This is a genomic window from Stenotrophomonas sp. 10L48, assembly GCF_056395105.1.
Window position 1 is genome coordinate 334,494 of sequence record NZ_JBFTIX010000004.1, and the last position, 25,893, is coordinate 360,386.

General features: G+C 66.7%; 23 protein-coding genes. 18 read left to right on the forward strand and 5 right to left on the reverse strand.

Going from position 1 to position 25,893, the window contains the following annotated elements:
• Positions 1–59: 59 nt before the first annotated feature.
• Genes dapE through map form a run of 5 tightly spaced genes read right to left on the reverse strand, consistent with a single transcriptional unit; the run spans position 60 to position 6,126 of the window.
• Entirely contained in the window at positions 60–1,187 is a 1,128-nt protein-coding gene (gene dapE / locus AC1DCU_RS08970; RefSeq protein ID WP_059063604.1) for a succinyl-diaminopimelate desuccinylase, read from the reverse strand.
• Positions 1,184–1,549, reverse strand: a complete 366-nt coding sequence (locus tag AC1DCU_RS08975; protein ID WP_080149330.1) for an arsenate reductase — start codon at positions 1,547–1,549, stop codon at positions 1,184–1,186. The genes dapE and AC1DCU_RS08975 overlap by 4 nt, the downstream gene beginning before the upstream one ends.
• A 13-nt stretch (positions 1,550–1,562) precedes the next feature.
• Positions 1,563–2,654, reverse strand: a complete 1,092-nt coding sequence (gene dapD / locus AC1DCU_RS08980; protein WP_025877642.1) for a 2,3,4,5-tetrahydropyridine-2,6-dicarboxylate N-succinyltransferase — start codon at positions 2,652–2,654, stop codon at positions 1,563–1,565.
• The gene (locus tag AC1DCU_RS08985; RefSeq protein WP_456301995.1) at positions 2,654–5,263 is read right to left on the reverse strand and encodes a [protein-PII] uridylyltransferase; all 2,610 of its coding nucleotides are present in this window, start codon (positions 5,261–5,263) and stop codon (positions 2,654–2,656) included. Before AC1DCU_RS08985 ends, dapD begins: the two co-directional genes overlap by 1 nt.
• Before the next feature lie 20 nt (positions 5,264–5,283).
• The gene (gene map, locus AC1DCU_RS08990; protein ID WP_080277585.1) at positions 5,284–6,126 is read right to left on the reverse strand and encodes a type I methionyl aminopeptidase; all 843 of its coding nucleotides are present in this window, start codon (positions 6,124–6,126) and stop codon (positions 5,284–5,286) included.
• 173 nt (positions 6,127–6,299) lie between these two features.
• Between map and AC1DCU_RS08995 the strand changes: the two genes are divergently transcribed.
• From AC1DCU_RS08995 to fabZ, 18 genes are all read left to right on the forward strand, one after another.
• The gene (locus AC1DCU_RS08995; RefSeq protein ID WP_025877648.1) at positions 6,300–6,827 is read left to right on the forward strand and encodes a Csu type fimbrial protein; all 528 of its coding nucleotides are present in this window, start codon (positions 6,300–6,302) and stop codon (positions 6,825–6,827) included.
• A complete protein-coding gene (locus AC1DCU_RS09000) occupies positions 6,827–7,582 on the forward strand; it encodes a fimbrial biogenesis chaperone (RefSeq protein ID WP_099783394.1) in 756 nt (251 codons plus the stop codon). The genes AC1DCU_RS08995 and AC1DCU_RS09000 overlap by 1 nt, the downstream gene beginning before the upstream one ends.
• Before the next feature lie 7 nt (positions 7,583–7,589).
• Positions 7,590–9,929, forward strand: coding sequence for a fimbria/pilus outer membrane usher protein (locus AC1DCU_RS09005; protein WP_033830720.1), 2,340 nt, complete (start codon positions 7,590–7,592; stop codon positions 9,927–9,929).
• Positions 9,926–10,960, forward strand: a complete 1,035-nt coding sequence (locus AC1DCU_RS09010; RefSeq protein WP_442251032.1) for a Csu type fimbrial protein — start codon at positions 9,926–9,928, stop codon at positions 10,958–10,960. Before AC1DCU_RS09005 ends, AC1DCU_RS09010 begins: the two co-directional genes overlap by 4 nt.
• 148 nt (positions 10,961–11,108) lie before the next feature.
• Positions 11,109–11,288, forward strand: a complete 180-nt coding sequence (locus AC1DCU_RS09015) for a hypothetical protein (protein WP_223482177.1) — start codon at positions 11,109–11,111, stop codon at positions 11,286–11,288.
• Positions 11,288–11,986, forward strand: coding sequence for a fimbrial biogenesis chaperone (locus tag AC1DCU_RS09020; RefSeq protein ID WP_442251031.1), 699 nt, complete (start codon positions 11,288–11,290; stop codon positions 11,984–11,986). Before AC1DCU_RS09015 ends, AC1DCU_RS09020 begins: the two co-directional genes overlap by 1 nt.
• Positions 11,987–12,205: 219 nt before the next feature.
• A complete protein-coding gene (rpsB, locus tag AC1DCU_RS09025) occupies positions 12,206–13,009 on the forward strand; it encodes a 30S ribosomal protein S2 (RefSeq protein ID WP_025877657.1) in 804 nt (267 codons plus the stop codon).
• Positions 13,010–13,134: 125 nt separating this feature from the next.
• On the forward strand, positions 13,135–14,013 hold the full coding sequence (tsf, locus tag AC1DCU_RS09030) for a translation elongation factor Ts (RefSeq protein ID WP_032975792.1): 879 nt from the start codon (positions 13,135–13,137) through the stop codon (positions 14,011–14,013).
• Between the two features lie 269 nt (positions 14,014–14,282).
• Positions 14,283–15,821: a sensor domain-containing diguanylate cyclase gene (locus AC1DCU_RS09035; RefSeq protein ID WP_032975791.1), complete on the forward strand. Its 1,539-nt coding sequence runs from the start codon at positions 14,283–14,285 to the stop codon at positions 15,819–15,821.
• 119 nt (positions 15,822–15,940) lie between these two features.
• A complete protein-coding gene (pyrH, locus tag AC1DCU_RS09040; RefSeq protein ID WP_025877663.1) occupies positions 15,941–16,669 on the forward strand; it encodes a UMP kinase in 729 nt (242 codons plus the stop codon).
• A 97-nt stretch (positions 16,670–16,766) separates the two neighbouring features.
• Positions 16,767–17,321: a ribosome recycling factor gene (gene frr, locus AC1DCU_RS09045; RefSeq protein WP_025877664.1), complete on the forward strand. Its 555-nt coding sequence runs from the start codon at positions 16,767–16,769 to the stop codon at positions 17,319–17,321.
• Positions 17,322–17,326: 5 nt separating this feature from the next.
• Positions 17,327–18,094 carry a polyprenyl diphosphate synthase gene (gene uppS / locus AC1DCU_RS09050; protein WP_032975790.1) on the forward strand — a complete coding sequence of 256 codons (768 nt, stop codon included), beginning with the start codon at positions 17,327–17,329 and terminating at the stop codon, positions 18,092–18,094.
• Positions 18,091–18,927: a phosphatidate cytidylyltransferase gene (locus tag AC1DCU_RS09055; RefSeq protein WP_442251030.1), complete on the forward strand. Its 837-nt coding sequence runs from the start codon at positions 18,091–18,093 to the stop codon at positions 18,925–18,927. The genes uppS and AC1DCU_RS09055 overlap by 4 nt, the downstream gene beginning before the upstream one ends.
• Before the next feature lie 2 nt (positions 18,928–18,929).
• Positions 18,930–20,120, forward strand: a complete 1,191-nt coding sequence (locus AC1DCU_RS09060) for a 1-deoxy-D-xylulose-5-phosphate reductoisomerase (protein ID WP_033830714.1) — start codon at positions 18,930–18,932, stop codon at positions 20,118–20,120.
• A 55-nt stretch (positions 20,121–20,175) separates the two neighbouring features.
• Positions 20,176–21,534, forward strand: coding sequence for an RIP metalloprotease RseP (rseP, locus tag AC1DCU_RS09065; RefSeq protein ID WP_218789015.1), 1,359 nt, complete (start codon positions 20,176–20,178; stop codon positions 21,532–21,534).
• Positions 21,535–21,608: 74 nt separating this feature from the next.
• Positions 21,609–23,972 (forward strand): outer membrane protein assembly factor BamA, encoded by a 2,364-nt coding sequence (gene bamA, locus AC1DCU_RS09070; RefSeq protein WP_346602242.1) that lies wholly within the window; start codon positions 21,609–21,611, stop codon positions 23,970–23,972.
• Positions 23,973–24,413: 441 nt separating this feature from the next.
• Complete coding sequence (lpxD, locus tag AC1DCU_RS09075) at positions 24,414–25,436, forward strand: UDP-3-O-(3-hydroxymyristoyl)glucosamine N-acyltransferase (RefSeq protein WP_032975782.1); 1,023 nt, start codon at positions 24,414–24,416, stop codon at positions 25,434–25,436.
• Entirely contained in the window at positions 25,433–25,888 is a 456-nt protein-coding gene (fabZ, locus tag AC1DCU_RS09080; protein WP_025877675.1) for a 3-hydroxyacyl-ACP dehydratase FabZ, read from the forward strand. Before lpxD ends, fabZ begins: the two co-directional genes overlap by 4 nt.
• The last annotated feature ends 5 nt before the right edge of the window (positions 25,889–25,893 follow it).

Below are 25,893 nucleotides of genomic sequence, written 5' to 3' on the forward strand. Positions count from 1 at the left end.
GATCACACCAGCATCCGCACGCTCACCCGGTAGCGCCGGGCCATGCCCGGCGACGCGGATCACACCAGCAACCGCTCCACCAGTCGCTGGTACAGCCCCGGCAGTGCTTCCAGCTCGTCCACGCGCACGTTCTCATCCACCTGGTGGATGCTGGCGTTGACCGGGCCGACTTCGATGCACTGCGCGCCCAGGGGTGCGATGAAGCGCGCATCGGAGGTGCCACCACCGGTGCTCTCTTCCGGTGCGCGACCGGTGTGCTCGGCCAGCACCGCGCGCGCCGCTGCGCGCAACGTACCTTCCGGGGTGTAGAACGGCTCGCCACTGCGGTGCCACTTCAGCGTGTACTGCAGGCCATGGCGGTCCAGCAGCGCGGTGATGTCCGCTTCCAGCTTCGCTGCATCCCAGTGCGGGTTGTAGCGGATGTTGAAATCCACCTCCAGCTCACCGGGAATCACGTTGTTGGCACCGGTGCCGGCATGGATGTTGGAGATCTGCAGGCTGGTCGACGGGAAGCTCTCATAGCCCTCGTCCCAGCGCCGTGCGCTCAGTTCGGCCAGCATGGGCGCGGCAAGATGAATCGGATTGCGCGCCTTGTCCGGGTAGGCCACGTGGCCCTGCACGCCTTGCACGCGCAGCTTGGCCGACAGGCTGCCGCGACGTCCCACGCGCAGCAGGTCACCAAGCGTGGCGGTGGAGGACGGCTCGCCGGTGATGCACCAGTCGATGCGCTGGCCACGCTCGGCGAACAGCCGCGCGACATGGCGCACACCATCGATCGCATCGCCTTCCTCATCGCTGGTCAGCAGCACCGCCAGCGTACCGGTGTGCTGCGGATGGGCCGCAACGAACTGTTCGGCAGCGATCACGAACGCGGCCACGCTGCCTTTCATGTCGGCGGTGCCGCGACCGTACAGCACGCCATCGCGGATCTGTGGCGCGAATGGATCGCTCTGCCACGCCTCGCGCGGGCCCGGCGGCACCACGTCGGTATGGCCCAGCAGGACCAGCACTGGCGCGCCGCTGCCGTGGGTGGCCCACAGGTTGTCGACCTCACCCAGCCGCAGGTGCTCACAGGTGAAACCGGCCGCCTGCAGACGTTCACCAATCAGCGCCTGGCAACCGGCATCGTCCGGAGTCACCGACGGCCGTGCAATCAGATCGCAGGCCAGGTCGAGGACGGCGCTCACGCGCCGCCCACGCCGAAGCGCGCCTTGAAACCGTTGTCGCTGAAACCCTGGCTGACCTTGCCGTCGGCAGTCACCACCAGCGGCCGCTTGATCAACTGCGGGTACTCGCGCAGCAGCAGCTTCCATTCCGCCTCCGAATCGGCGGCCTTGCGATTGTCCGGCAGCTGCCGCCAGGTGGTGGAGGACCGGTTGACCATCGCCGCCAGGCCACCCAGCTGCGCGGCCCATTCCAGCAGCGTTTCCGGGCTGGGTTTGTTGTCGCGGTAGTCGACGAAGGTGTACGGCACGCCGAAGCGGTCCAGCCACTTGGTCGCCTTCTTGCAGGTATCGCAGTTCTTCAGACCATGGACGGTGGTGCTCATGCGTGCGGCCCCGTCAGTCGGCCAGGCCGCGCAGCAGGTCGTTGACGCTGGTCTTGCTGCGGGTGCGGGCATCGACCTGCTTGACGATCACCGCGCAGTACAGCGAGTGCGTACCGTCCTTGCTCGGCAGCGAGCCGGACACCACCACGCTGTACGGCGGAATGTAGCCGTAGCTGATTTCGCCGGTGGCGCGGTTGTAGATGCGGGTGCTCTGGCTGAGGAACACGCCCATGCCGATCACGCTGTGATGGCCGACGACCACGCCTTCCACCACTTCCGAACGCGCGCCGATGAAGCAATGGTCTTCGATGATGGTCGGGCTGGCCTGCAGCGGCTCGAGCACGCCACCGATGCCGGCACCACCGGACAGGTGGCAGTGCTGGCCGATCTGCGCGCAGGAACCGACGGTGGCCCAGGTGTCGACCATGGTGCCTTCGCCGACGTAGGCACCGATGTTGGTGAAGCTCGGCATCAGCACCACGTCCTTGCCGAAATACGTGCCGCGACGGGCGATCGCACCCGGCACCACGCGCACGCCGCCACGGCGGAACTTCGCCTCGTCATAGCCGGCAAAGCGCGATTCGACCTTGTCCCAGAACGGTGCCGGGCGTGCATCGACCACGGCCATGTCGTTGACGCGGAAATACAGCAGCACCGCCTTCTTCAGCCATTCGTTGACCTTCCAGCCACCATGGCCATCGGGTTCGGCGACGCGGAACTCGCCGCTTTCCAGGCCATCGATCACGCGGTTGACCAGCGGCCGGGTCGAGCCTTCCAGTTCGTGCAGGGTCAGCGTGGCGCGGCGCTCGAAGGCGCTTTCGATGCCGAACTTCAGTTCTTCCACGCCCGGCCCGGCCGGCTTGCGCAGCGACTTGCGCGCGATGTTCTCGGCGCGCGCAGCTTCGGCGGTCTTGGCCGGGACCTTCTTTGCCGGCGCCTTCTTCGCTGCAGCCTGTTTCGGCACGGCGGCCTTCTTCACCGCTGCGGTCTGGCCCGCCTTCGGCTGTTGTGCAGCTTTCTTCGCAGCCGGGGCAGCGGCAGTAGTCTTTCTGGCCGCGGCGCTCTTGGCAGTCGCGGCAGTCTTCTTTGCAGGCTTGGTGGCCATCAGGCGGGGTCTCCGGCGTTTCGATCAGGGTCCAGGCAGGCCAGCATTGCGTCATGCAGCTGCTGCCGGGCGGATTCAGTCAGGGGGAGGTCGTGTTCGTCACTGATCACGAAGGTGTCTTCGGCGCGTTCGCCGAATGTGGCAATGCGCGCGTCCTGCACGCGCAGTCCCTGGTTGCGCAGCACGAACGCCACGTCGGCCAGCAGGCCGGGGCGGTCGGGGGCGACCAGGGCAAAACGGGTCGCGCCGGGTTCATCGCGGAACTCGATGCGCGGGGCGAAACGGAAGTGGCGCAGCTGGCGTGGCACCACCCGGCGCGAGGGACGCAGCCGCGCAAGGTCGCCACTGAGCGCCTCGCGCAGTGCAGCTTCCAGGTTGGCGCTGCTGCCATCGGCAAACGTATCGGCCGGGCTGACTTCAAAATTATCGAAAATCGTCTCGGACGGACCATCCAGCACGCGTGCGCGGTGGATGCCGTAACCCTTGCGGTCCAGGGTCATCACGATCGCGGCAAACAGGCCATCACGGTCCGGCGAGTGCACGAACACTTCCAGCGCTGGGTCGTCAACGCTGATCCGGCGTACCTTCACCAGCGTCTGGCCCTGCTTGATCGGCACCAGTGCGGCAGCCTGCCAGGCCAACTGTTCCGGGCGCAGGCGGATGAAACCTTCGTCAGGCATCACCGCGAACTGGCGGTCGATGGTGGCATCGTCGTAGCCCTGCTCGCGCACCAGCGCACGCACGCTGTCGCGCGCTTCGGCCACGCGCTCGGCGGCCGGCACCGGATGCTCCAGGCCCTCGCGCAGCGCGCGGCGGGTAGCGAAATACAGATCGGCCAGCAGCCGGTCCTTCCACGCGTTCCACAACTTCGGGCTGGTGCCGGCGATGTCGGCGCAGGTCAGCAGATAGAGGTAATCCAGGCGGTCGCGGCTGCCGACCAGGGTCGCGAAACGATGGATCACGTCCGCATCGGCGATGTCCTGCTTCTGCGCGGTCACCGACATCCGTAGGTGTTGTTCGACCAGCCAGGCCACCAGTTCGGTATCCGAACCACTCAGCCCCTGCGCGTGGCAGAACGCCCGTGCATCGACCGCGCCCAGTTCGGAATGATCGCCGCCGCGCCCCTTGGCGATGTCGTGGAACAGGCCGGCCAGCAGCAGCAGTTCGGGCTTGCGCAGGCGCGGCCAGACTTCGTGGGCGATGGAGAAACGTTCATCGGCGCGACTGCTGGCGAACAGCCCCATGTTGCGCAGGACCATCAGCGTGTGCTGGTCGACGGTGTAGACATGGAACAGGTCGAACTGCATGCGCCCGCTGACCTGGGCGAATGCGGGAATCCACTGCCCGAGCACGCCCAGCCGCGCCATGCGCGAAAGCGTGTCGACCGGGCGCTGGCCACGCAGCAGGGCCATGAACTGTTCGCGCGCATCAGGGTCTGCCTGGTCATAGGCAGGCAGCAACGGCAGCGATTCGGCCAGCGCGCGCGCAGTCAACGAATGCAGGCCACGGATCTGCGGATTGTTCGCCCAGCTGGCGAACAGCGCGAAGACCTGGCCGATGTCAGCATTCGGCCAGTCGGCATCGTTGGCCGCCAGGTAGCCACGGCGCAGCGCGAACCCCACGGTCAGCGGCTCAGGCTGTGCCTCGCCATCGAACTGTTCCTCGAAACGCTGCAGCAGACGATCACTGATCCGCCGCACCACCGAAGCGGCGCGGTAGAAGCCCTGCATCATCTTCTCGACGCCCAGGCTCTCGGCGTCGTCTTCAAAGCCCAGGCGCGCGGCCAGGGTCTTCTGGTAATCGAAGCGCAGGCGCTCTTCCGGGCGTCGCGCCACCAGGTGCAGGCCGAAGCGCAGTCGCGCCAGCACCGCACGTTCGCGCTTCAGCGCCGCGGCCTCGTCAGCGCCCAGGTGGCCCAGGCCGACCAGCGCTTCCAGATCGCGCACGCCAAACGCACGCAGCGCCATCCAGCCCAGCGTGTTGAGATCGCGCAGGCCGCCGGGGCCATCCTTCAGGTCCGGCTCCAGGTTGTCGGCGGTGTCGCCGAAACGCTGGTGGCGGTTGCGCAGTTCTTCCAGCTTGGCCAGGAAGAACGCACGCGGCGGCCACAGCTCGCGGTCATCCACTGCCGCACGCAGCGCACGCCGCGCCGCCTCATCGGCCATCAGCGGGCGCGCTTCGATCAACGCCGTCAGCACGGTCTGGTCGGCCGCAGCCTCGCTGCACTGCCCGCCCGAACGCACCGCGTGGCTGACCGCCAGGCCGCAATCCCACAGCAGCGCGAACAGGCGCGCGAGCGCCTCTTCATGGGCCAGCTGCGCCTGCGGATCGCCGAACACCAGCAGGTCGATGTCCGAGCGCGGGAACAGTTCACCGCGCCCATAGCCACCGACCGCAAACAGCGACAGGCCACTGTCGGCCGGCAGGCAGCGCTGCCACGCATGGCGGATCAGGTGATCGGCCGCGCGCGCGCGCAAGGCCAGCAGGCGCTCGATGTTGTCGCCCTGGTCGAAGCGGCGGTACAGGCGCGTATCGGCCTGCTGCAGCGCGTCGCGCGCGGCAGCAGCCCAGTCCGGGTCGTTGAGCGACGCGGCCGGCGTGTCCAGCAGCGAACTCGCCGGCAGCATCGTCAGGAGACCTGCGACTCGCCCGGCGACAGGGTCAGCACGTCCACGCCGGTCTCGGTGACGGCGATCATGTGCTCCCACTGTGCCGACAGCTTGCGGTCCTTGGTCACCACGGTCCAGCCATCGGGCAGCACCTTGTTGTAGCGGGTGCCCTCGTTGATCATCGGCTCGATGGTGAAGGTCATGCCCGGCTGCAGCACCAGGCCCTGGCCCGGACGGCCGTAATGCACCACCTGCGGTTCATCGTGGTAGACCTTGCCGATGCCGTGGCCGCAGTACTCGCGCACCACGCTGAAACGTTCGCCTTCGGCGTAGCTCTGGATCGCATGGCCGACGTCGCCCAGGGTTGCGCCCGGACGCACCGCGCGGATGCCGCGCCACATCGCTTCATAGGTGGCGTCGACCAGGCGCTTGGCCATCACCGACGGGGTGCCGACGAAGTACATGCGGCTGGTGTCGCCATGCCAGCCGTCCTTGATGACGGTGACGTCGATATTGATGATGTCGCCATCCTTGAGGACCTTCCCTTCGCTGGGAATGCCGTGGCAGATGACATTGTTGACCGAGGTGCACACGGTCTTGGGGAAGCCGCGGTAGCCGACGTTGGCCGGAATGGCGCCCTGCACGTTCACGATGTGGTCGTGGCAGATGCGGTCCAGTTCCTCGGTCGTGACACCGGGCTTGACGTGGGGGGTGACGATGTCGAGCACTTCGCTGGCCAGGCGGCCGGCGATGCGCATCATCTCGATTTCCTGCGGGGTTTTGATATTCACGCTCATGGCTCCCATTATCGCCGATCCGGCCGCAATCTGAACGAACGCCACCCAACTGGCGATCCGGGGCATGCACGGATCCGGCAAGGAACGTGAAAGCGTGATGGGCCACACCCTTTCGATCGCCTGTTTCTCACGGAATACAGACACTTGCGGTGCCTACGCTGGCCCCACTGTCGTCAAATCGGCGCAGAACGTGCCGACTTCGCGCTGTTCAACGGACCTTCGGGTCAGGGAGGTTGTCCATGCGATCCACCGTTCGTTCCCCCTGGGCTTGGGCCCTGGCCCTGCTGGTGGCTGGCCCGGCCGCCGCCGCCGACACCACTACGTTCAACGTCACCCTGGTGGTCACCAAGGCCTGCACCATCACCGCGGCCGCCGCGACCAACGTCGACTTCGGTACCGCCGCCTCCACCACCGCCACCCCGACCCTGGGCCAGGGCACCGTAACCGCACAGTGTTCGGCGCTGACCCCGTACACCATCTCGCTCAACGCCGGTGCCAATGCCGGTACGGCCAATGACGTCACCACGCGGCGGATGAAGAACACCAACGCAGCAGTGACGGCCAACAACTACGTGGGCTACCAGCTCTACCAGGATGCCGCGCATACCCTGGTGTGGGGCGCCACCACGGGCACCAACACCCAGGCCGGTATCGGCACCGGCCTGGCGGTGCCCTACATCGTCTACGGCCAGATCCTCAACCTGAGCACGGCCAACGCTGCGACCGGCAACTACCTGGATACCGTTACAGCCACGATCACCTATTGATGGAGCACGCCCGCATGGCCGGATCCCGCCCGTGGCGCGCCACCGGCGTGGCGCTGCTCGTTCTCAGCCTGCTGCTTTGGGTCTCCGCGGCGTCGGCGACCAGCCTGCAGGTCGCGCCCACCAGCCTGCAGCTGGAGGCACGCCAGCGCGCTGGCGAACTGTGGTTGACCAACAGCGGCACCTCGCCGGTGAAGCTGCAGGTCCGGGTATTCCGTTGGGTGCAGCAGGACGGCAACGAACAGCTGCTGCCCACCGAAGATCTGCTGGCCACGCCGCCGATGCAGGAGTTGGCCGCCGGCCAGCAGCAGCTGGTACGGGTCATGCGCGCCGTGGCCGACGCACCGGCTGCGCAGCAGTACTACCGGCTGATCGTCGACGAGGTGCCCGATCTGGCCACGCGCACCGAAGGCATGCAGTTCGTGCTGCGCTATTCCATCCCGGTATTCGTGCAACCCGGCGCTGGCAGCCGGCTGGCACCGCAGCTGCACGCCCGCCTGGTGCGGCTGGACGACGGTCGCAACGGCGTGGAAGTAGGCAATACCGGCAACAGCTACGCGCAGATCGCTGACCTCGCCCTGGGTAGCCCGGAGCGGCCGCGCATCGTCCATCCCGGCCTGCTGGGCTATGTGCTGCCCGGCCAGGTCATGCGCTGGCCGCTGGAGCGCACGGCGATCGACCGCGACAACGACCAGATCACGGCCAAGCTCAATGGCGAGTCGGAACAGACGTCGCTGCCGCCACCACCGGCTCGCTGAGGCGCTGATGAGCGCAGCGCTCGGTGCGGCCCTGTCCCCGGCGGCTCATGCAGCCGATGTCTCCGGGGTCTCCGCCGATGCCCTGCTGCCGCCACCAACCCCACTCACGGCCAACCAGACGCTGTACCTGGACGTGACCCTCAACAGCACGCCGCGCGGCCTGCTGCCCTTCACCGACAACCGTGGCCGCCTGCAGGCCAGCCCCGAAATCCTGCGCCAGCTTGGCTTCAACGCCAGCGGCGATGCCCCGGTGTACCTCGACCAGATCAGCGGTGCGGTGGTGCGCTATGACGCGCACCTGCAGACCCTCGCGCTGGACGTGCCACTGGACCAGTTGACCCTGCCCACGACCGTGCTCAGCCGCCCGCAGGTCCGCGCTTCCCGCGGCAGCGCCTCGCCCGGCGTCCTGCTCAATTACGACCTGTACGGCAGCCGTGTCGACAGCCTCGGCAACCTTACCCTGAGCTCTGAACTGCGGGTGTTCGGCATCGGTACCGGCACCTTCGAGAACACCGCCGTCAGCCGTCGCTACCAGACCGGCGACCGCCACTGGCGCAGCGAAAGCGTACGCCTTGATACGCGCTGGACACTGGATTTCCCGGACAAGGCGCTGACCCTGGAGGTTGGCGACTTCTACAGCGGCTTTGTCGACTGGAGCCGGCCGGTACGCCTGGGCGGCCTGCAGATCGGGCGCAATTACGGGCTGCAGCCGTATCGCGTCCTCACCCCCACCCCGGCCTTCCTCGGCCAGGCGGTGGTGCCATCGACGGTCGAGCTGTATGTCGATGGCCTGCGCCAGTACAGCGGCCAGGTACCGGTCGGGCCGTTCCAGCTGGCGGCGCAGCCGGGCATCAGCGGCACCGGCAGCGCGCAGGTGGTGGTCACCGATGCCTTCGGCCGCATGCAGACCCTGGATTTCAGCTTCTACGGCACCCAGCAGCTGCTGGCCAAGGGTCTGTCGGACTGGTCGCTCGGCGTCGGCCAGCTGCGCGAGCAGTTCGGCGAACGCTCCTTCGCCTATGACGACCGTACCGTGGCAAGCGCCAGCTGGCGCGGCGGCGTCAGCGACACATTCACCGGTGAAGCACATGCCGAGGGCGGCGGCGGCCTGGCGCAGGCCGGCGTGGGTGGCTGGTGGCTGCTGGGCGGCGCCGGCGTGCTCAATGCCGCCTATGCCCACAGCCGCTACCAGGGCCTGCAGGGCGGACAGTGGGCGCTCGGGTACAGCTGGAACAACCGGCGCTTCAATTTCAACCTGCGCAGCGTGCGCAGCCACGGCGACTACCGCGACCTGGGCGCGCTGCAGGCCAACCTGCCGCCCAGCATCAGCGAGCAGGCCACGGTCGGCCTGGACCTGTTGCGCCTGGGCACCCTCAGCGCCAGTTACCTTCGCCTGCGCTACCCCGATGGCGATGACAACCGTTATGCCAGCCTGTTCTGGTCACGCAGCTGGAGCCCGCGCTGGTCGGCCTACCTGTCGGTCAACCAGAACCTGGACGACAGTGATGACCGCAGCGTCTACCTGTCGCTGACCGCAAGCCTGGGCAACAACCGCCAGGCCAGCCTGTCCAGCCAGCGCAATGGCGACCGCCAGAGCTGGGTCGCCGATGTCACCCAGCCGGTCCCGGGCGACGGCAGCGCAGGCGGTATCGGTTGGCGCGCGCAGGTCCGCCACGGCGACGGCGGCAGCGGCGGCCTGGCCGAAGTCGGCATCCTCAACGATGTCGGCCGCTACGCCTTCGGTGCCTCCCGCCAGGCGGGCCTCAACTACGCCTATGGCAGCGCCAGCGGCAGCCTGGTGTGGATGGCCGGGCACACCTTCGCCGCCCGCGAAGTCGCCGATGCCTTCGCCGTGGTCAGCACGAATGGCGTTGGCGGTGTGCCGGTGCGGCTTGAGAACCGCCTGATCGGTGCCACCGACGAGCGTGGCCTGCTGCTGATCAGCCCGCTGCTGTCCTGGCAGCGCAACCGCGTCTCCATCGACACCTTGGACCTGCCAGCGGACATGCGCGCTGATCGCATCGAGGACTGGGTGACACCCCGCCAGCGCGCCGGCACCGGCCTGACCTTCAACCTGCGTTCGCGCGCGTCATTGCGGCTGATCCTGCAGGACATGAGGGGGCAACCGCTGGAGGTGGGCAGCGAAGTGCAGCTGCCCGATGGCCGCCAGGCCACCGTCGGCTACGACGGCCTGCTGTACCTGGAGGACGTTGCACCCGGCAGCGTGCTGTACATCACCAGCAGCGGTGGCCAGTGCCGGGTCCGCGTGCCGGCACCGCAGGTGGTCGCCGTCGGGGCCAGCGCCCGCCCGGTCCCGCTGCAATGCGTGCCGGAGGTGGCGCCATGAGGATGCTGCTGCTCGGCCTGCTGCTTCTGGCCGGCCTGATCGCCAGTGCATCGACACGCGCGGCCGCGACCTGCACCGCCACCGCCGACGCGCTGCTGCCCTTCGGCAACGTCAGCAGCGGCGCGGCAGGTGCCACCCCCGGCACCTTGAACATCACCGTGAACTGCTCCACCGCCGCACTCAGCCTGGTCGCCACCACCGGCATCCGCGTCTGCATCGGCCTGGGCAATGGCACCGGCGGCACCAGTACCTCGCCGTGGCGGACAATGGTCAACGGCAGCAGTGATCCGCTCAATTTCCAGATATACAACGTCGCCAACTACAGCGAAGTCACCGGCCTGGCACCGCGCGGCACACCTCCCGCACAGGAACTGACGATGACCTACAACGTGCCGCTGATCGGCGGCTCCGGCAGCCGTACCACGCAGTTGTTCGCACAGATCCCGGCCAACCAGGTGCTGGCCTCCGGCAACTACAGCAGCACCTTCACCGGGGCCAACGTGGTGCTTACCTGGGCCTGGAACGAGGTGCTGCTGGGCACCGCCACCGTACCGGCCACCTGCAATGGCGGCGCTACCGGCACCAACACCGCCAGCAATGCCTTCACCTTCAATGCCACTGCCACCGTGCTGCCGCAATGCGGCAGCTACCTCACCACCACCATGAATTTCGGCAACGTCACCGGCGGCATTCCCGCCAACATCGACCAGACCGCCACCCTGACGCTGACCTGCCTCAAGCGCACCGCCTACCAGGTCGGCCTGAACAACGGTCAGAACAACCCGGCCCTTACTACCACCCGGCGCATGCGCACCACCATCGGCGGCAACAGCTATTACCTGACCTACGAGCTGTACCGGGACGCTGCGCGCAGCCTGCGCTGGGGCAATACGCTCACCGTGGACACCTTAAGCGGCGTCGGCACTGGCAGCGCGCAGACACTGAACATATTCGGGCGTGTGCCTCCCGTTGCCGGACAGCCTCCGGCGGGCACCTACAACGACCTGGTGCAGGTGACGATCACCTACTGAGGGGAGCCCGCTCTACAGAATCCCCCATCTCGGCCGATACCGCGCATCAGGTCGACAACACGGTGGATCGCAGGTGGTTCGGGCAGTACTGATCGGAGCGATGTCCATCGCCAGCACAGCAGCGTGGGCCGACCCGGCGCCCGTCCCAATGCAGATCCGCCTGACCGTGGTTGAAGGCTGCGTCGGCACGGAGGGCGGCCCACGTTGCCCGGTGCCACAGCAGCACAGCGACGGCGGTCACCTGCCGCCCCAGGTCCGTGAACTGGCCCCGCCAGCGCAGGACGAACAGGGGCATTCGCTGCCCGAACCGCCCACCACTTACTACTGATGCGCCGGCTGCTGCCCCTGTTGATGGCACTGCTGCCCATGCCCTTGCAGGCGCTGGACCTGATGCCGACCACCCTGCACCTGCCGGCTGCGCAGGGGCGGACCGAGCTGTGGCTGCACAATCCTGGCCCCGGGCATTGGCGCGGCCAGGTGCAGATCTGGGCGTGGGACCAGCAACAGGATGCGGAACACCTGCAGCGCAGCGGGCAGGTGCTGGCCAGTCCGACCTTGCTGGACCTGCCGGCCGGCGCCCGCCAGCGCGTGTGGTTGCTGCCGGCGTCGTCCGCGCCTGTGGCCGCTGAACAGGCATTCCGTATCATCCTGGCACCGGCAGAACCGGCCATGCCGCGCTATTCACTGCCCCTGTTCCGCAGCGAACCGGTCGGCCCAGCGTCCCCCTGCCTGCAGGCAGAGCTGGTGGTCAACGGGTCGCAATTCATGCTGAGACTGTTGAACAGTGGCACCCGGCACGCGCGCTTGAGCGACCTTGCCTATGACACGGCTGGCGGCCAGCGCAGCCTGCTGCTGCCCGGCCTTGCCGGCTACGTGCTGGCGGCGCGCCAGCGCCAGTGGCAGTTGCCGCCGCGCGCCGATGGCTATGCAGGCGGCAGGTTCCATGCCCGCCTGCAGGACGGAACGGAGGTCATCCTGGCGGCGCGGGCACCCGCAATTGCAGCGAGCCAGCCAAGCGGGCTATAATTGCCGGGATGTCCTGCCGCCCCGTGCGCGGGACACCGTCCACACCGGACGTCACCGGTGAATCCACACCTGCTGCCCCCATCCGTGCCGGGGTGCTCCGCAAGGAGTTCGGCCACGGAGGCAACAGGGAAGCCCAACCCCGGAACCTTCAGCGCTTCCACGCGTCCCGCATACCTATCCCGCGGGCGGAATCGCCGGTTCCCCATCAGGAGTTCTGCAATGCCTCAGGTCACCATGCGTCAGATGCTGGAAGCCGGCGTCCACTTCGGCCACCAGACCCGCTACTGGAACCCGAAAATGGCTCCGTACATCTTCGGCGCCCGCGGCAAGATCCACATCATCAACCTGGAAAAGACCGTCCCGCTGTTCAACGACGCGATGAACTTCATCTCGTCGGTTGCCCAGAAGCGCGGCACCATCCTGTTCCTGGGCACCAAGCGCAGCGCGCGTGAGTCGATCCGCGAAGAAGCCGAGCGTTGCGGCATGCCGTTCATGAACCAGCGTTGGCTGGGCGGCACCCTGACCAACTTCCGTACCGTCAAGCAGTCGGTTGCCCGCCTGAAGGAACTGGAAGCCGGTGAATCCGACGGCACCTTCGAGAAGCTGGTCAAGCACGAAGTGCTGGGCCTGCGTCGCGAGCGCGACAAGCTGGAAGCCTCGCTGGGCGGCATCAAGGACATGAACCGTCTGCCGGACGCGATCTTCGTCATCGATATCGGCCACGAAGACATCGCCATCAAGGAAGCCAAGAAGCTCGGCATCCCGGTGATCGCCGTCGTCGATACCAACTACAACCCGGAGCTGGTGGATTACGCGATCCCGGGCAACGACGACGCCATCCGTGCCGTGCAGCTGTACGCACGCGCCGCTGCTGACGCCGTGCTGGAAGGCAAGGCTGCTGCACCGCACGCCGCCACCGTCCGTGAAGAAGAGTTCGCCGACGCTCCGGCCGAAGAAGGCAAGCCGGCTCGCCGCGCTCCGGCCAAGAAGGCTGCTGCCGACAAGGGCGAAGCCCAGGCCTGATCCAGGCCCCGGTGGGCGCCACGCGCCCACCTTTCCTGTCCGCTGCCGATGGCGCGACGACAGGAAACTGTCACACGGGCCGGCCACCATGCCGGCCCAACCCCTTTCTTTCGTGAGGTAATCCCGTGGAAATCACTGCTTCCCTGGTCAAGGAACTGCGCGAGCGCACTGGCGCCGGCATGATGGAATGCAAGAAGGCGCTCACCGAGGCCGGCGGCAACATCGACGCCGCTGCTGAAGCGCTGCGCAAGTCCGGCGCTGCCAAGGCCGACAAGAAGGCTGACCGCGTGGCCGCCGAAGGTCGTCTGGGCCTGGCCCAGGACGGCGGCAAGGCCGTGCTGGTCGAGATCAACTCGGAAACCGACTTCGTCGCCAACGACATCAACTTCAAGAACTTCGTCGATTCCGTCGCTGCCGCTGCACTGGCATCGGGCGCCGCCGACGTGGAAGCCCTGAAGTCGGCCACCCTGCCGACCGGCCAGACCGTCGAAGAAACCCGCGCGACCGCCGTGCAGACCCTGGGTGAGAACATCCAGATCCGTCGCCTGGTCAAGCTGGACACCACTGGCAACGTCGGTTCCTACGTCCACACCAACGGCAAGGTCGGCGTGCTGGTCGACCTGATCGGCGGCGACGCCGAACTGGCTCGCGGCCTGGCCATGCACGTGGCCGCGCTGAAGCCGCCGCACAACAAGGCTGCCGATGTGCCGGCCGAGTTCGTGGAAAAGGAAAAGGAAATCGAACTGGCCAAGATGTCCGAGAAGGACAAGTCCAAGCCGGCCGACATCCTGGAAAAGATCATCAGCGGCAAGATCAACAAGATCGTCAGCGAAGTGACCCTGTACGGCCAGAGCTACGTCCTGGACGGCGACAAGACCGTCGAGCAGGTGGTCAAGGCCGCCGGCGCCGACGTGGCTGGCTTCCAGCTGCTGGTCGTTGGCGAAGGCATCGAGAAGGTGGTGGAAGACTACGCCGCCGAAGTTGCCAAGGCGATGCAGGTCTGATTCCAGCCTCACGGCTGTAATGAAACCAGAAGGAGCCGCGGGAAACCGCGGCTCTTTTTTTATGCCGGTGGGCCTGCGGGTGCCCTTCACCTGTGGGTGGCCGAATCTGTGGGTGCGCACCGCTGGTGCGCACACCGACACCTTTGCGTTGCAAGCGAATCAAGCCGATACTCGGCAAAGGGAACCTGCAGTCACATAACAGGAACGAAATTCGCAGACTGTGATGCATTCCTAGGTATTCTTGTCCTAATGGAATTGAACGACCCGACATGCCTCCCGAGCTGACAGCTGCACTGGCGCTTTGCCGCAACCTCCCCTCGCCGCCCGGTATTGCCCTGCGCATCATCGAACTGGCCCAGGACCCGGAGGCGGACATCGCAACCGCTGCGGACATCATCGCCATCGACATGGCGCTGAGTGCGCGCATGCTGCGTATCGCCAATTCACCGCTGTATGCCAGCCGGCGCCGGATCGAGAACCTCGGCCAGGCGCTGACCATGCTCGGGCTCAACGCTACGATCAGCCTCGCCCTGGGCTTCACTGTCACCCAGGGCCTGACCGGCAAAGGCGGCGCCGACCACGATCTGCGCCAACGCGCCTGGAAGCGCAGCATCCTCAGCGCGCTGGCGGCCAGCCAGCTCGGCCAAGCGCGCGGCCTGCGCAGGCTGGAGGAGCTGATGCTGGCCGGACTGCTGCAGGACATGGGCGTGCTGTGCCTGGCCCAGGCCGAATCCGAACGCTACCTACCGCTGCTGCGCGAGGCGCGCGACAACCCCGACCTGATCGCGCGCGAGCGCCAGGAACTCGGCTGCAGCCACGCCGACGTCGGCGCATGGGTGGCCGAGGAGTGGGGCCTGCCGCGCTACCTGGTGGACAGCATCCGCCACAGCGAAGACGAAGTCACCGCCGAAAATCCGTTCCAGGCCTGCGTACAGCTGTCTGGCGCGGTCGCCGACATCTGGCTGGATGAAGACGCCGATGGCGCACGCGAACGCGCCCTGCAGCAGGTCCACGACCGCCTGCAGATGGACAGCGCCCGCTTCGACCAGGTGCTGGCGCGGATCAGCGAAGCGCTGCCGGACATCGCCAGCCTGTTCGAGAACGGCCTGAACTCGCCGGCACGCGTGCGTGAACTGATCGACCACGCCCAGGAACTGGCCACCCTGCGCAACCTGCGCGAACTGCAGGATGCCGACCAGGCGCGCCGCCGCGCCGATGAATTCGAGGCCCGCGCCAAGCGCCTGGCCGACCAGGCCCATCGCGACGCGTTGACCGGCGTCCTCAACCGCCGCCAGCTCGAAGCCGTGCTGGAACAGGAATTCCTGCGCGCCGGCCGCCATGGCTGGCCGTTGTCGGTGGCCTTCATCGACCTGGACGATTTCAAGAAGATCAACGATGCGCACGGCCACCTGACCGGCGACGAGGTGCTGCGCGCCTTTGCCGGCAAGCTGCAGGGGCAGCTGCGCAACAGCGACACCGTGGCCCGCTTCGGCGGCGAGGAGTTCGTCGCGCTGCTGCCCAATACCAGTGAATCGGTGGCCCTGGACGTGATCCGCCGGGTACTGGCGAACATCGTCGCCACTCCGATGGCGGAACTGGAAGGTGGCCCGCTGTTCATCACCTTCTCGGCCGGCGTGGCCACCCAGGGCGGCTACGAGCGCTTTGCCGGCGTGCAGGACCTGCTGCGCGCCGCCGATGACGTTCTCTACCGCTCCAAGAACCTGGGTCGCAACAGGGTCATCGCACGCTCTCCGGGCGAACTGGGGCATGATGAACTGTCTGCCACTGCTGGCGCCGAGCTGGGCTGAATGGTGCGCCCCGGATGCACGGGGCACACCGGTATTTTGCGCCGCAGTGCACAAAACGCTTTGGCCGCGCGCCGCTTGCGCGTAGAATCGCCCGCGATTTCCACGCACCCGAGGTCCCTATGTCCAAGCTCGCCTATCGCCGCATCCTGTTGAAACTTTCCGGGGAGGCGCTGATGGGAGATGAGGACTACGGCATCGACCCCAAGATCATCAACCGCCTGGCCCGTGAAGTCGTCGAGGCCCAGCAGGCCGGCGCCGAAGTCGCCCTGGTCATCGGTGGTGGCAACATCTTCCGCGGTGCAGGCCTGGCCGCTGGCGGCATGGACCGCGTCACCGGCGACCAGATGGGCATGCTGGCCACGGTCATCAACGCGCTGGCCATGCAGGATGCGCTGGAAAAAGTGGGCGCCAAGGCCCGCGTGATGAGCGCGATCAAGATCAACGACGTGTGCGAGGACTACATCCGCCGCCGCGCCATCCGCCACCTGGAAAAGGGCCGCCTGGTGATCTTCGCCGCTGGCGTCGGCAGCCCGTTCTTCACCACCGACTCGGGCGCCGCCCTGCGCGCGATCGAGATCGGCGCCGACCTGCTGCTGAAGGCAACCAAGGTCGATGGCGTGTACGACAAGGATCCGAACAAGTACAGCGACGCTGTCCGCTTCGACAGCCTGAGCTACGACGAAGTGATCCGCCGTGGCCTGGAAGTGATGGATACCGCCGCCTTCGCCCTGGCCCGTGACAGCGACCTGCCGATGCGCGTGTTCGACATGGGCCAGCCGGGCGAGCTGCTGAAGATCCTGCACGGCGAGAACATCGGCACCCTCGTCCAGGGCCGCGATCCGGCCTGAGGCTGAGCGCAAGGCGACCTCCGGGCCGATTCAGGCCCGGCGGCGTCCCGTATTCGCCTATAATCGCCCGATTCCAGTTACATCCAGGACCCTGGCGATGCTCAACGACATCAAGAACAACGCGCAGACGCGCATGGCCAAGAGCATCGACGCTCTTAAGCACACCCTCACTTCGATCCGCACCGGCCGCGCAACGCCGGCCCTGCTGGACCGTGTCACGGTCAATGCTTACGGCAACGCCAGCACGCCGCTGAACCAGGTAGCGTCCGTCTCCAACGCCGACGCCCACTCCCTGCTGGTCACGCCCTTCGACAAGAGCATGATCAAGGAGATCGAAAAGGGCCTGTACAACATCGAGCTGACCCCGAACACCATCGGCACCTCGATCCGCGTCAACCTGCCGCCGCCGACCGAAGAGCGCCGCAAGGAACTGGCCAAGCAGGTACAGAAGGAAGGCGAAGGCGCCAAGATCGCCGTGCGCAACATCCGCCAGGATGCGAACAAGGAAATCGCCAAGCTGCTGAAGGACAAGGCGATCAGCGAAGACGACAAGAAGCGCGGCGAAGACGATATCCAGAAGTTGACCGATGCCAACATCAAGGATATCGACAAGGTCGTCGCCGACAAGGAAAAGGAACTGATGTCGGTCTGAAGTCGATGCCTTCAGTCCCGCCTCCCCTGCCGGCCGCCCTCCCGCGCCACGTCGCCATCATCATGGATGGCAACGGGCGTTGGGCACAGCAGCGCCGTCGCCCCCGCGTGATCGGCCATCGAGCCGGCGCGCGCGCGGTAAACCGCACCATCGAGCGCTGCCTGGAACTGGGCATTCCGGCGCTGACCCTGTTCGCGTTCTCCAGCGAGAACTGGGGCCGGCCGCAGGAAGAAGTCGATGCGTTGATGAAGCTGTTCCTCGGCGCGCTCGACCGCGAAGTGGACGAGCTGCATCGGCGCGGCGTGCGCGTGCGCTTCATCGGCGAACGCGAGCGCTTCGGTGCTGCCCTGGTCAGCCGCATGCAGCTGGCCGAACAGCGCACCGCCGACAACAGCACACTGACCCTGTCGATCGCCGCCAGCTATGGTGGCCGTCAGGACATCGCCCGTGCCGCACGCGCACTGGCTGTTGAAGTTGCAGCCGGCCGCCTGCTTCCCGAGCAGATCGACGAATCCCTGCTGGGGCGACAGGTGGCCCTGGCCGACCTGCCGCCACCGGACCTGTTCATCCGCACCGGCGGCGATACCCGCATCAGCAATTTCCTGCTGTGGCAGCTGGCGTATACCGAGCTGTGGTTCACCGAAGCGCTGTGGCCGGATTTCGATGCCGCGCAGCTGCAGCTGGCGCTGGATGCCTACGCCAGCCGTGAGCGCCGCTTCGGCCTGACCAGCGCCCAGATCGCCGCCCTGGCCACCGAGACGTCCAGCCCATGACCAAGACCCGAGTCCTCGCCGCGCTGATCATGGCGCCGGTCGCCATTGCGGCGATCCTGTTGCTGCCCACGCAATGGCTGGCCGCCGCCGCCGCTGCCGTGCTGCTGATCGGCCTGTGGGAATGGCTGAAGCTGGCCGACGTCGAAGACACCCTCGCCCGCACCGTGCTGCTGGTCCTCAACCTGGTGCTGATGGTGCTGCTGGTGTGGGCCGATGCCGGCACCCTGGTACTGTTCCAGATCGCGACCCTGGTGGGCGTGGCGTGGTGGCTGGGCGCGCTGGTGTGGCTGCGCTTCTTCAACTTCGGCGCGCAGCCTGGCAGTCCGGCGCGCATCCTCAAGCTGCTGGCCGGCACCCTGGCCATCGTGCCGGCGTGGGCTGCGCTGGTGCTGATCCATGCCGGCGGCGACCCGCCCGGCCATCAGGGCCACCTGTGGCTGCTGGCCGCGCTGGCACTGGTCTGGGCCGCTGATTCGGGCGCCTACTTCGCTGGCCGTCACTTCGGCAAGCACAAGCTGGCACCGCGGATCAGCCCGAACAAGACCTGGGAAGGCCTCGTCGGCGGGCTGATCGCCGGCGTTGCGGTGGCCGTCGGCCTGGGCTGGCTGGCCGGCATCGATGCCGGGCACCTGCCCGGCCTGCTGGTTACCTCGGTGGTGGCCGTATTCGCCTCGGTACTGGGCGACCTGTTCGAAAGCCTGATCAAGCGCCATGCCGGCGCCAAGGATTCAGGCCACCTGATCCCCGGCCACGGCGGCGTGCTCGACCGCGTCGACGGCGTGCTGGCGGCCATCCCGGTGTTCGCACTGGGCAAGGAAATCTTCGGGTTCTGACCATGGAAGCTGCTGCAGACCTGCGCCGGGTCGCCGTATTCGGCGCCACCGGCTCGATTGGTGCCTCCACGCTTGACGTGATCGCCCGCCATCCGCTGCGGTACCAGGCCACCGTGCTTGCCGCCGGCCGCCAGGTACAGGCGCTGCTGGCCCTGTGCCGGCAGCACCGGCCCGCGCATGCGGTGATCGCCGATGAAACCCTGTATGCCGAACTGCGCGACGGCCTGCGCGAAGCCGGCCTGGCCACCCAGGCCCACGCCGGCCATGCCGCGCTGGACCAGCTGGCGGCCAGCGACGCCTGCGACACCGTGGTTGCCGCGATCGTCGGCGCCGCCGGCCTGTCCTCGACCCTGGCCGCCGCTGCGGCCGGCAAGCGCATCCTGCTGGCCAACAAGGAATCGCTGGTACTGGCCGGCGAACTACTGACCCGCACCGCCGAACGTGCCGGCGCCGAGATCATCCCGATCGACAGCGAGCACAGCGCGATCTTCCAGTGCCTGCGTTCACGGGATGCCAGCCTCGACGGTGCCGGCGTGCGCCGCATCCTGCTGACCGCCTCGGGTGGCCCGTTCCGCGGGCGCAGCCGCGCCGAACTGCAGCAGGTCACCCCGGCCCAGGCCGTGGCGCATCCGAAGTGGTCGATGGGGCCGAAGATCTCGGTCGATTCGGCGACGTTGATGAACAAAGGCCTGGAGGTCATCGAGGCCCACCACCTGTTCGGCATCCCCGGCGAACGCATCGAGGTGCTGGTGCATCCGCAGAGCCTGGTGCATTCGCTGGTGGAGTTCGTTGACGGCTCCACGCTGGCGCAGATGGGCCTGCCGGACATGCGCACCACTCTGGCCGTAGGCCTGGGCTGGCCGCAACGGATCGAATCGGGCGTGTCCGGGCTGGACCTGCTCGCCCAGGGCCGGCTGGATTTCGAGGCCCCCGACACCGACGCCTTCCCCTGCCTGGCCTTGGCGTGGCAAGCGATGCGCGCCGGTGGCACCGCCCCGGCGGTGCTGAACGCCGCCAACGAAGAGGCTGTTTCAGCGTTTCTTCAGGGCCGCATAGGCTTCCTGACCATTCCGACGCTGGTTGCTAACGCTCTTTCAACACTGCCGACCGAACCAGCCGATACACTTGAGGTTCTGTTGTCCGCCGACCAGCGGGCCCGCCAGCTGACCCTGAACGCCATCGCCGCCACCTGAACAGCGCACCCATCCCGTATGACGCCGCCGCCCGTGTCCGCCAATGTGAACCTGCATGACTGACTTCATCGGATCGGTCTGGTGGATGATCGTCAGCCTTGGGCTGCTGGTCACCTTCCACGAATTCGGGCACTACTGGGTCGGGCGCCTGTGCGGGGTCAAGGTGCTGCGCTTCTCGGTGGGCTTCGGCCGTCCGCTGTGGTCGCGCCGCGACCGCCATGGCACCGAGTTCGCCATTGCCGCCATCCCGCTGGGCGGCTATGTGAAATTCCTCGACGAACGCGAAGTCGAGGTCCATCCGCACGAGCGCGGCCAGGCCTTCAACCACAAGACCGTGTGGCAGCGCATCGCCATCGTCGCGGCCGGCCCGATCGCCAACCTGCTGCTGTGCATCCTGCTGCTGTGGGCGATGTTCGTGATCGGCAAGCAGGACTATTCCGCAACCGTCGGCCGCGCTACCGGTATGGCCGCCACGGCCGGGCTCGGCAGCGGCGATCGCCTGCTGAGCGTTGACGGCCGCGATGTGATCACCCTGGGTGAGGCCAGCATGGCCCTGACCGCGGCGGCGATGGATCGTCGCGACGTGACCCTGCAGGTTCTCGACCCAGCAGACCAGCTGCGCTCGCGCACCCTGCCGCTGTCGCAGCTGCCGGCTGGTTTCGATGAACGCCGGGTTCCGATCCTGGCCGGGGTGTACTGGCGTGCGTGGCTGCAGCCACCGCTGGTGGACAACATCGTGAAGGGTTCGGCTGCAGAGGGTCACCTGCAGGCCGGCGATCTGATCGTGGCGATCGACGGCCAGCGCATCGACAGCGTCGAGCAGGCCATCAGCGAAGTGGGCAGCCTCGGCCGCCGCGGTGGCCCGGCGATGATCGAGGTGCTGCGTGGTGGCGAGCGCCTGGCGCTGGAGATCACCCCGCGCCAGGGCAAGGACGGCAAGGGCCAGCCCATCTGGCAGATCGGCGCCGGCTTTGCCCAGAGCTACAGCCCCGCCTACGACACCCTGCTCAAGTTCGGCCCGCTGCAGTCGGTCACGGTCGCGGTGCGCGAAACCGGCAGGATGGCCGCCGATTCATTGGCCATGATGGGCCGGATCGTGACCGGCAAAGCCTCGCTGCAGAACGTTTCCGGCCCGGTCACCATTGCCCGGGTCGCCAATATTTCGGCCAAACGCGGCGTGGACTGGTTCATCCAGTTCCTCGCCCTGCTGTCGCTGAGCCTGTGCATCATCAACCTGCTGCCGATCCCCATCTTGGACGGCGGCCACCTGCTGTATTACCTTATCGAGTTGGTCAAGGGCAGCCCGCTGAGCGAGCGTGCCGTCGCCGCCGGCCAATACATCGGCCTGGCGTTGCTGGCCGGGCTGATGGGATTGGCGTTCTACAACGACATCCTCGGCCTGGTCCCGCGATGAACTTTTCCATGTTTTTGCCGTCTACAGCGTCGGCATCCCTTACCAATGAAATCGACCTTCCTACCGGACGTGACATGACGCGACTCCCCAATCGCCGCCTGCTGGCCCTCGCCCTCGCCGCCGTCACCGGCGCTCCCGCCCTGGCCCAGGCAGCCGAGCCCTTCACTGTCAGCGACATCCGCGTCGACGGCCTGCAGCGCATCAGCTCCGGTACGGTGTTCACCTACCTGCCGGTCGAGCGTGGCGAGACCGTCACCGACAGCAAGGTCGGCGAGACCATCCGCGCCCTGTACAAGACCGGCTTCTTCGAAGACGTGCAGCTGGATCGCCAGGGCAGCATCCTGGTGGTGACCGTCAAGGAACGTCCGGCGATCAACAAGCTGACCGTCACCGGCAACAAGGACATCAAGTCCGACCAGCTGCTCAAGGGTCTGTCCGACATCGGCCTGACCGAAGGCGGCACCTTCGATCGCCTGAGCCTGGATCGCGTGACCCAGGAACTTCGCCGCCAGTACAACGATCGTGGCAAATACACCGTCGACATCACCCCGACCGTGAGCCCGCTGGACCGTAATCGCGTCGACATCGCCATCGCGATCAAGGAAGGCAAGGCGGCCAAGATCCGCCACGTCAACATCGTCGGCACCGAGAAGTACGACAGCAAGGACATCCTGGAGTACTGGGAGTCCAAGGAGCACAACTGGGCGTCGTGGTACCGCCGTGACGACCAGTACTCCAAGGAAAAGCTGTCCGGCGACCTGGAAAAGCTCAACTCCTGGTACCTGGACCGCGGCTATGTCGACTTCAGCATCGACTCGACGCAGGTGTCGATCAGCCCCGACAAGCGCGACATGTTCATCACCGCCGGCGTGACCGAAGGCGACCAGTACAAGATCTCCGAGATCAAGGTCAGCGGCGATACGATCCTGCCGCAGGAAGACGTCGAGCGCATGGTCGTGCAGAAGTCCGGCGACACGTTCTCGCGTGCCCTGCTGGAATTCAGCTCCGACTCGATCACCAACTCGCTGTCCAACATCGGTTATGCCTTCGCCAAGGTGAACCCGATTCCGACCACCAACCGCGCCGAGCAGACCGTGGCGGTCAACATGCAGGTCGTGCCCGGCCCGCGCGTGACCGTCCGCCGCATCATCTTCAAGGGCAATACCCGCACCTCCGATGAGGTGATGCGCCGCGAAATGCGTCAGTTCGAGAACAGCTGGTACTCGCAGGCCGCGATCGACCGTTCCAAGATCCGCCTGCAGCGCCTGGGTTACTTCGAGGCGGTGGAAGTGGAAACCCCGCCCGTCAGCGGCAGCAACGACCAGGTCGACGTCGTCTACAACGTCAAGGAAACCACCTCGGGCAGCTTCGTGTTCGGCCTGGGCTATTCGCAGTCCTACGGCATGACCACCTCGGTGCAGCTGTCGCAGAACAACTTCCTGGGCGGCGGCAACCGCGTGTCGGTCGAAGCTTCGCGCAGCAGCTACCTGCAGCGCTACGGCTTCAGCTACACCAACCCGTACTTCACCGATGACGGCGTCTCGCTGGGCTACAACCTGTCCTGGCGCGAACTGGACTACTCCGACTTCAACACCGCGCAGTACAACAGCACCAACGGTTCGGCGCAGGTGGTATTCGGCGTGCCGATCACCGAGACCGACACCGTCTCGCTGATGTTCGGCATCGACAGCAACCAGATCACCACGTACCCGGGCTCGACCCCGCAGTCCATCATCGACTACATCAATGTGATCGGGCGCCGCACGTTCCACTCCTGGCGCACCGAGCTGGGCTGGGCCCGCGACTCGCGCAACGACTACTTCATGCCGACCCGCGGTACCTACCAGCGCGTGGGCCTGGAAACCACGCTGCCCGGCTCGACCGTCGAGTACTACAAGCTCAACTACCAGATCAGCAAATACTGGCCGATCATCCCCTCGCTGGTCATCAACACCCGCGCGGAAGTTGGCTACGGCGACAGCTATGGCAATGACAAGACCGCGATGGTGCCGGACAAGGATGGCAACCTGCGCTCGGTGACCGCGTCGGGCCTGCCGTTCTACGAGAACTTCTACGCCGGTGGTACCAACTCGGTTCGTGGCTTCGAGGACAACACCCTCGGCCCGCGCGAAGTCACCAACGGCTACCCGAACGGCCAGCCGCTGGGTGGTTCGCTGAAGACCGTCGGCTCGGTCGAAGCCTACTTCCCGCGCCTGTTCGACAGCCCGTCGGCCCGTGTGTCGGCCTTCGTCGACTTCGGCAACGTCTACAACGGCACCGACAACTTCAAGGCCAACGAGCTGCGCGTCTCCACCGGTGTAGCCCTGCTGTGGCGCGCCCCGGTCGGCCCGATCTCGATCAGCTATGCGTTCCCGCTGAAGAAGAAGGACGGCGACGAGATCGAACGTCTGCAATTCACGTTTGGTGGCCAGTTCTAACTGGCCCCCAAACGTTCCCACGGTTTGCGATGCAAACCGCGGGGCCTATCCTGCTCCCTATCCCCCGCGCCGTTGGCGCGCCCCCCTTAACAAAGGGGGGCTTTCCACCAGACGGGGTACGAATCGCCGGGCTCTGCCCGGCGTTTTCGTTTTCGGGCGCCCGCGCGGGCGCGGCAGCCGAACTGCTTTTGATTTTTTCTGTTTTTCCGTGGCTGGCACTCGCGCCAGACCGTCGAAGGTCGGATGGGTGGGGCCCGCGAGGGTGTGAGCCGCATGGATGCGGCGACCAAGGCTACAGGGACGTACTTGCGCCGTCCCTCGCGGGCCCCACCCGTCCGACCCGGCCCTCGGGCCTCACTCTGCCAGCCACGAGGGGCCCCGCCGTTGGCCGCAGAACCGCTCCCGCATGACCGCAATGGCGTCACACGTTAAACTCCCGCCGTGAATACTCCTACCTACACCGCCCAGCAACTCGCCGATCAGTTCGGCCTGCAGGTCCATGGCGACCCAGGCACCGCCATCGATGGCGTGGCCACCCTCGCCCATGCCGGTGCCGGCCAGCTGACCTTCCTTGCCAATCCGCGCTACCGCGCCCAGCTGGCCGACAGCCAGGCCGGCATCGTGGTGCTGCGCGCCGAGGATGCCGACGCGGCTCCCGGCACCGCGCTGGTTGCCAAGGACCCCTACACCACCTTTGCCAAGATCGGCGCGCTGTTCGACATCGCCCCGACCCGCCCGCCCGGCATCCATCCCAGCGCAGTGATCGATCCGCAGGCGCAGGTCGCCGCCAGCGCCCACGTCGGTCCGTTCGTCACCATCGGCGCACGCAGCGTCATCGGCGAGAACTGCATCATCGGCGCCGGCAGCATCATCGGCGAAGACTGCACCCTCGACAGCGGCTGTGAACTGATCGCCCGCGTCACCCTGGTCACCCGCGTCAAGCTGGGCAAGCGCGTGCGCATCCATCCCGGCGCCGTGCTGGGCGCCGATGGCTTCGGCCTGGCCATGGACGCTGGCAAATGGATCAAGGTGCCGCAGCTTGGCGGCGTGCGCATCGGCGACGACTGCGAGATCGGCGCCAACACCTGTGTCGACCGTGGCGCGCTGGAAGACACCGTGCTGGCCGAGGACGTCCGCCTGGACAACCTGGTACAGATCGCACACAACGTGCAGATCGGCGCCCACTCGGCCATCGCCGGCTGCACCGGCATTGCCGGCAGCGCCAAGATCGGCCGTTACTGCCTGCTCGGCGGCGCCGTTGGCGTCGTCGGTCATCTTGAAATCTGCGACAAGGTCGTGATCACCGGCAAATCGGTGGTCCGCAACTCCATCACCGAGCCGGGCGAGTATTCCTCCGGCACGCCCCTGACCGACAACCGCACGTGGCGCAAGAATGCCGCGCGCTTCAAGCAGCTCGATGCCCTGGCCCGTCGCATCCTGTCTGTGAGCAAGGAGAAAGAATGAGCCACACCCAGACCCTGCCGGACATGGCGCAGATCCAGACGCTGCTTCCGCACCGCTACCCGTTCCTGCTGGTGGACAAGGTGGTGTCGATCGACTACGAGAAGCGCACGATCGTCGCGACCAAGAACGTCAGCATCAACGAGCCGTTCTTCCAGGGCCACTTCCCGGGCCAGCCGATCATGCCCGGCGTGCTGATCATCGAAGCCATGGCCCAGGCCGGCGGCGTGCTGACCCAGTTGACGCTGGGCCGCGATGCGCAGTCCAAGCTGTTCTACATGGTCAAGGTCGACAAGGCCCGCTTCACCAAGCAGGTGGTGCCCGGTGACGTGCTGGAGATGCACGTGGAGATCAAGCGCGTGATCCGCAACATGGCCGTGTACGACTGCGTGGCCAAGGTCGACGGCGAAGTCGTCGCCTGCGCCGAGGTGCTGTGCGCCGGCACCCGCGAATGACCCTG

Bases quoted from the DNA above. Each gene is read 5' to 3' on its own strand.
- AC1DCU_RS08975 (WP_080149330.1), bottom strand. From the start codon at position 1,549: ATGAGCACCACCGTCCATGGTCTGAAGAACTGCGATACCTGCAAGAAG.
- dapD (WP_025877642.1), bottom strand. From the start codon at position 2,654: ATGGCCACCAAGCCTGCAAAGAAGACTGCCGCGACTGCCAAGAGCGCC.
- map (WP_080277585.1), bottom strand. From the start codon at position 6,126: ATGCCCCGGATCGCCAGTTGGGTGGCGTTCGTTCAGATTGCGGCCGGA.
- AC1DCU_RS08995 (WP_025877648.1), top strand. From the start codon at position 6,300: ATGCGATCCACCGTTCGTTCCCCCTGGGCTTGGGCCCTGGCCCTGCTG.
- AC1DCU_RS09000 (WP_099783394.1), top strand. From the start codon at position 6,827: ATGGAGCACGCCCGCATGGCCGGATCCCGCCCGTGGCGCGCCACCGGC.
- AC1DCU_RS09005 (WP_033830720.1), top strand. From the start codon at position 7,590: ATGAGCGCAGCGCTCGGTGCGGCCCTGTCCCCGGCGGCTCATGCAGCC.
- AC1DCU_RS09010 (WP_442251032.1), top strand. From the start codon at position 9,926: ATGAGGATGCTGCTGCTCGGCCTGCTGCTTCTGGCCGGCCTGATCGCC.
- AC1DCU_RS09015 (WP_223482177.1), top strand. From the start codon at position 11,109: ATGCAGATCCGCCTGACCGTGGTTGAAGGCTGCGTCGGCACGGAGGGC.
- AC1DCU_RS09020 (WP_442251031.1), top strand. From the start codon at position 11,288: ATGCGCCGGCTGCTGCCCCTGTTGATGGCACTGCTGCCCATGCCCTTG.
- rpsB (WP_025877657.1), top strand. From the start codon at position 12,206: ATGCCTCAGGTCACCATGCGTCAGATGCTGGAAGCCGGCGTCCACTTC.
- AC1DCU_RS09035 (WP_032975791.1), top strand. From the start codon at position 14,283: ATGCCTCCCGAGCTGACAGCTGCACTGGCGCTTTGCCGCAACCTCCCC.
- pyrH (WP_025877663.1), top strand. From the start codon at position 15,941: ATGTCCAAGCTCGCCTATCGCCGCATCCTGTTGAAACTTTCCGGGGAG.
- frr (WP_025877664.1), top strand. From the start codon at position 16,767: ATGCTCAACGACATCAAGAACAACGCGCAGACGCGCATGGCCAAGAGC.
- uppS (WP_032975790.1), top strand. From the start codon at position 17,327: ATGCCTTCAGTCCCGCCTCCCCTGCCGGCCGCCCTCCCGCGCCACGTC.
- AC1DCU_RS09055 (WP_442251030.1), top strand. From the start codon at position 18,091: ATGACCAAGACCCGAGTCCTCGCCGCGCTGATCATGGCGCCGGTCGCC.
- AC1DCU_RS09060 (WP_033830714.1), top strand. From the start codon at position 18,930: ATGGAAGCTGCTGCAGACCTGCGCCGGGTCGCCGTATTCGGCGCCACC.
- rseP (WP_218789015.1), top strand. From the start codon at position 20,176: ATGACTGACTTCATCGGATCGGTCTGGTGGATGATCGTCAGCCTTGGG.
- bamA (WP_346602242.1), top strand. From the start codon at position 21,609: ATGACGCGACTCCCCAATCGCCGCCTGCTGGCCCTCGCCCTCGCCGCC.
- fabZ (WP_025877675.1), top strand. From the start codon at position 25,433: ATGAGCCACACCCAGACCCTGCCGGACATGGCGCAGATCCAGACGCTG.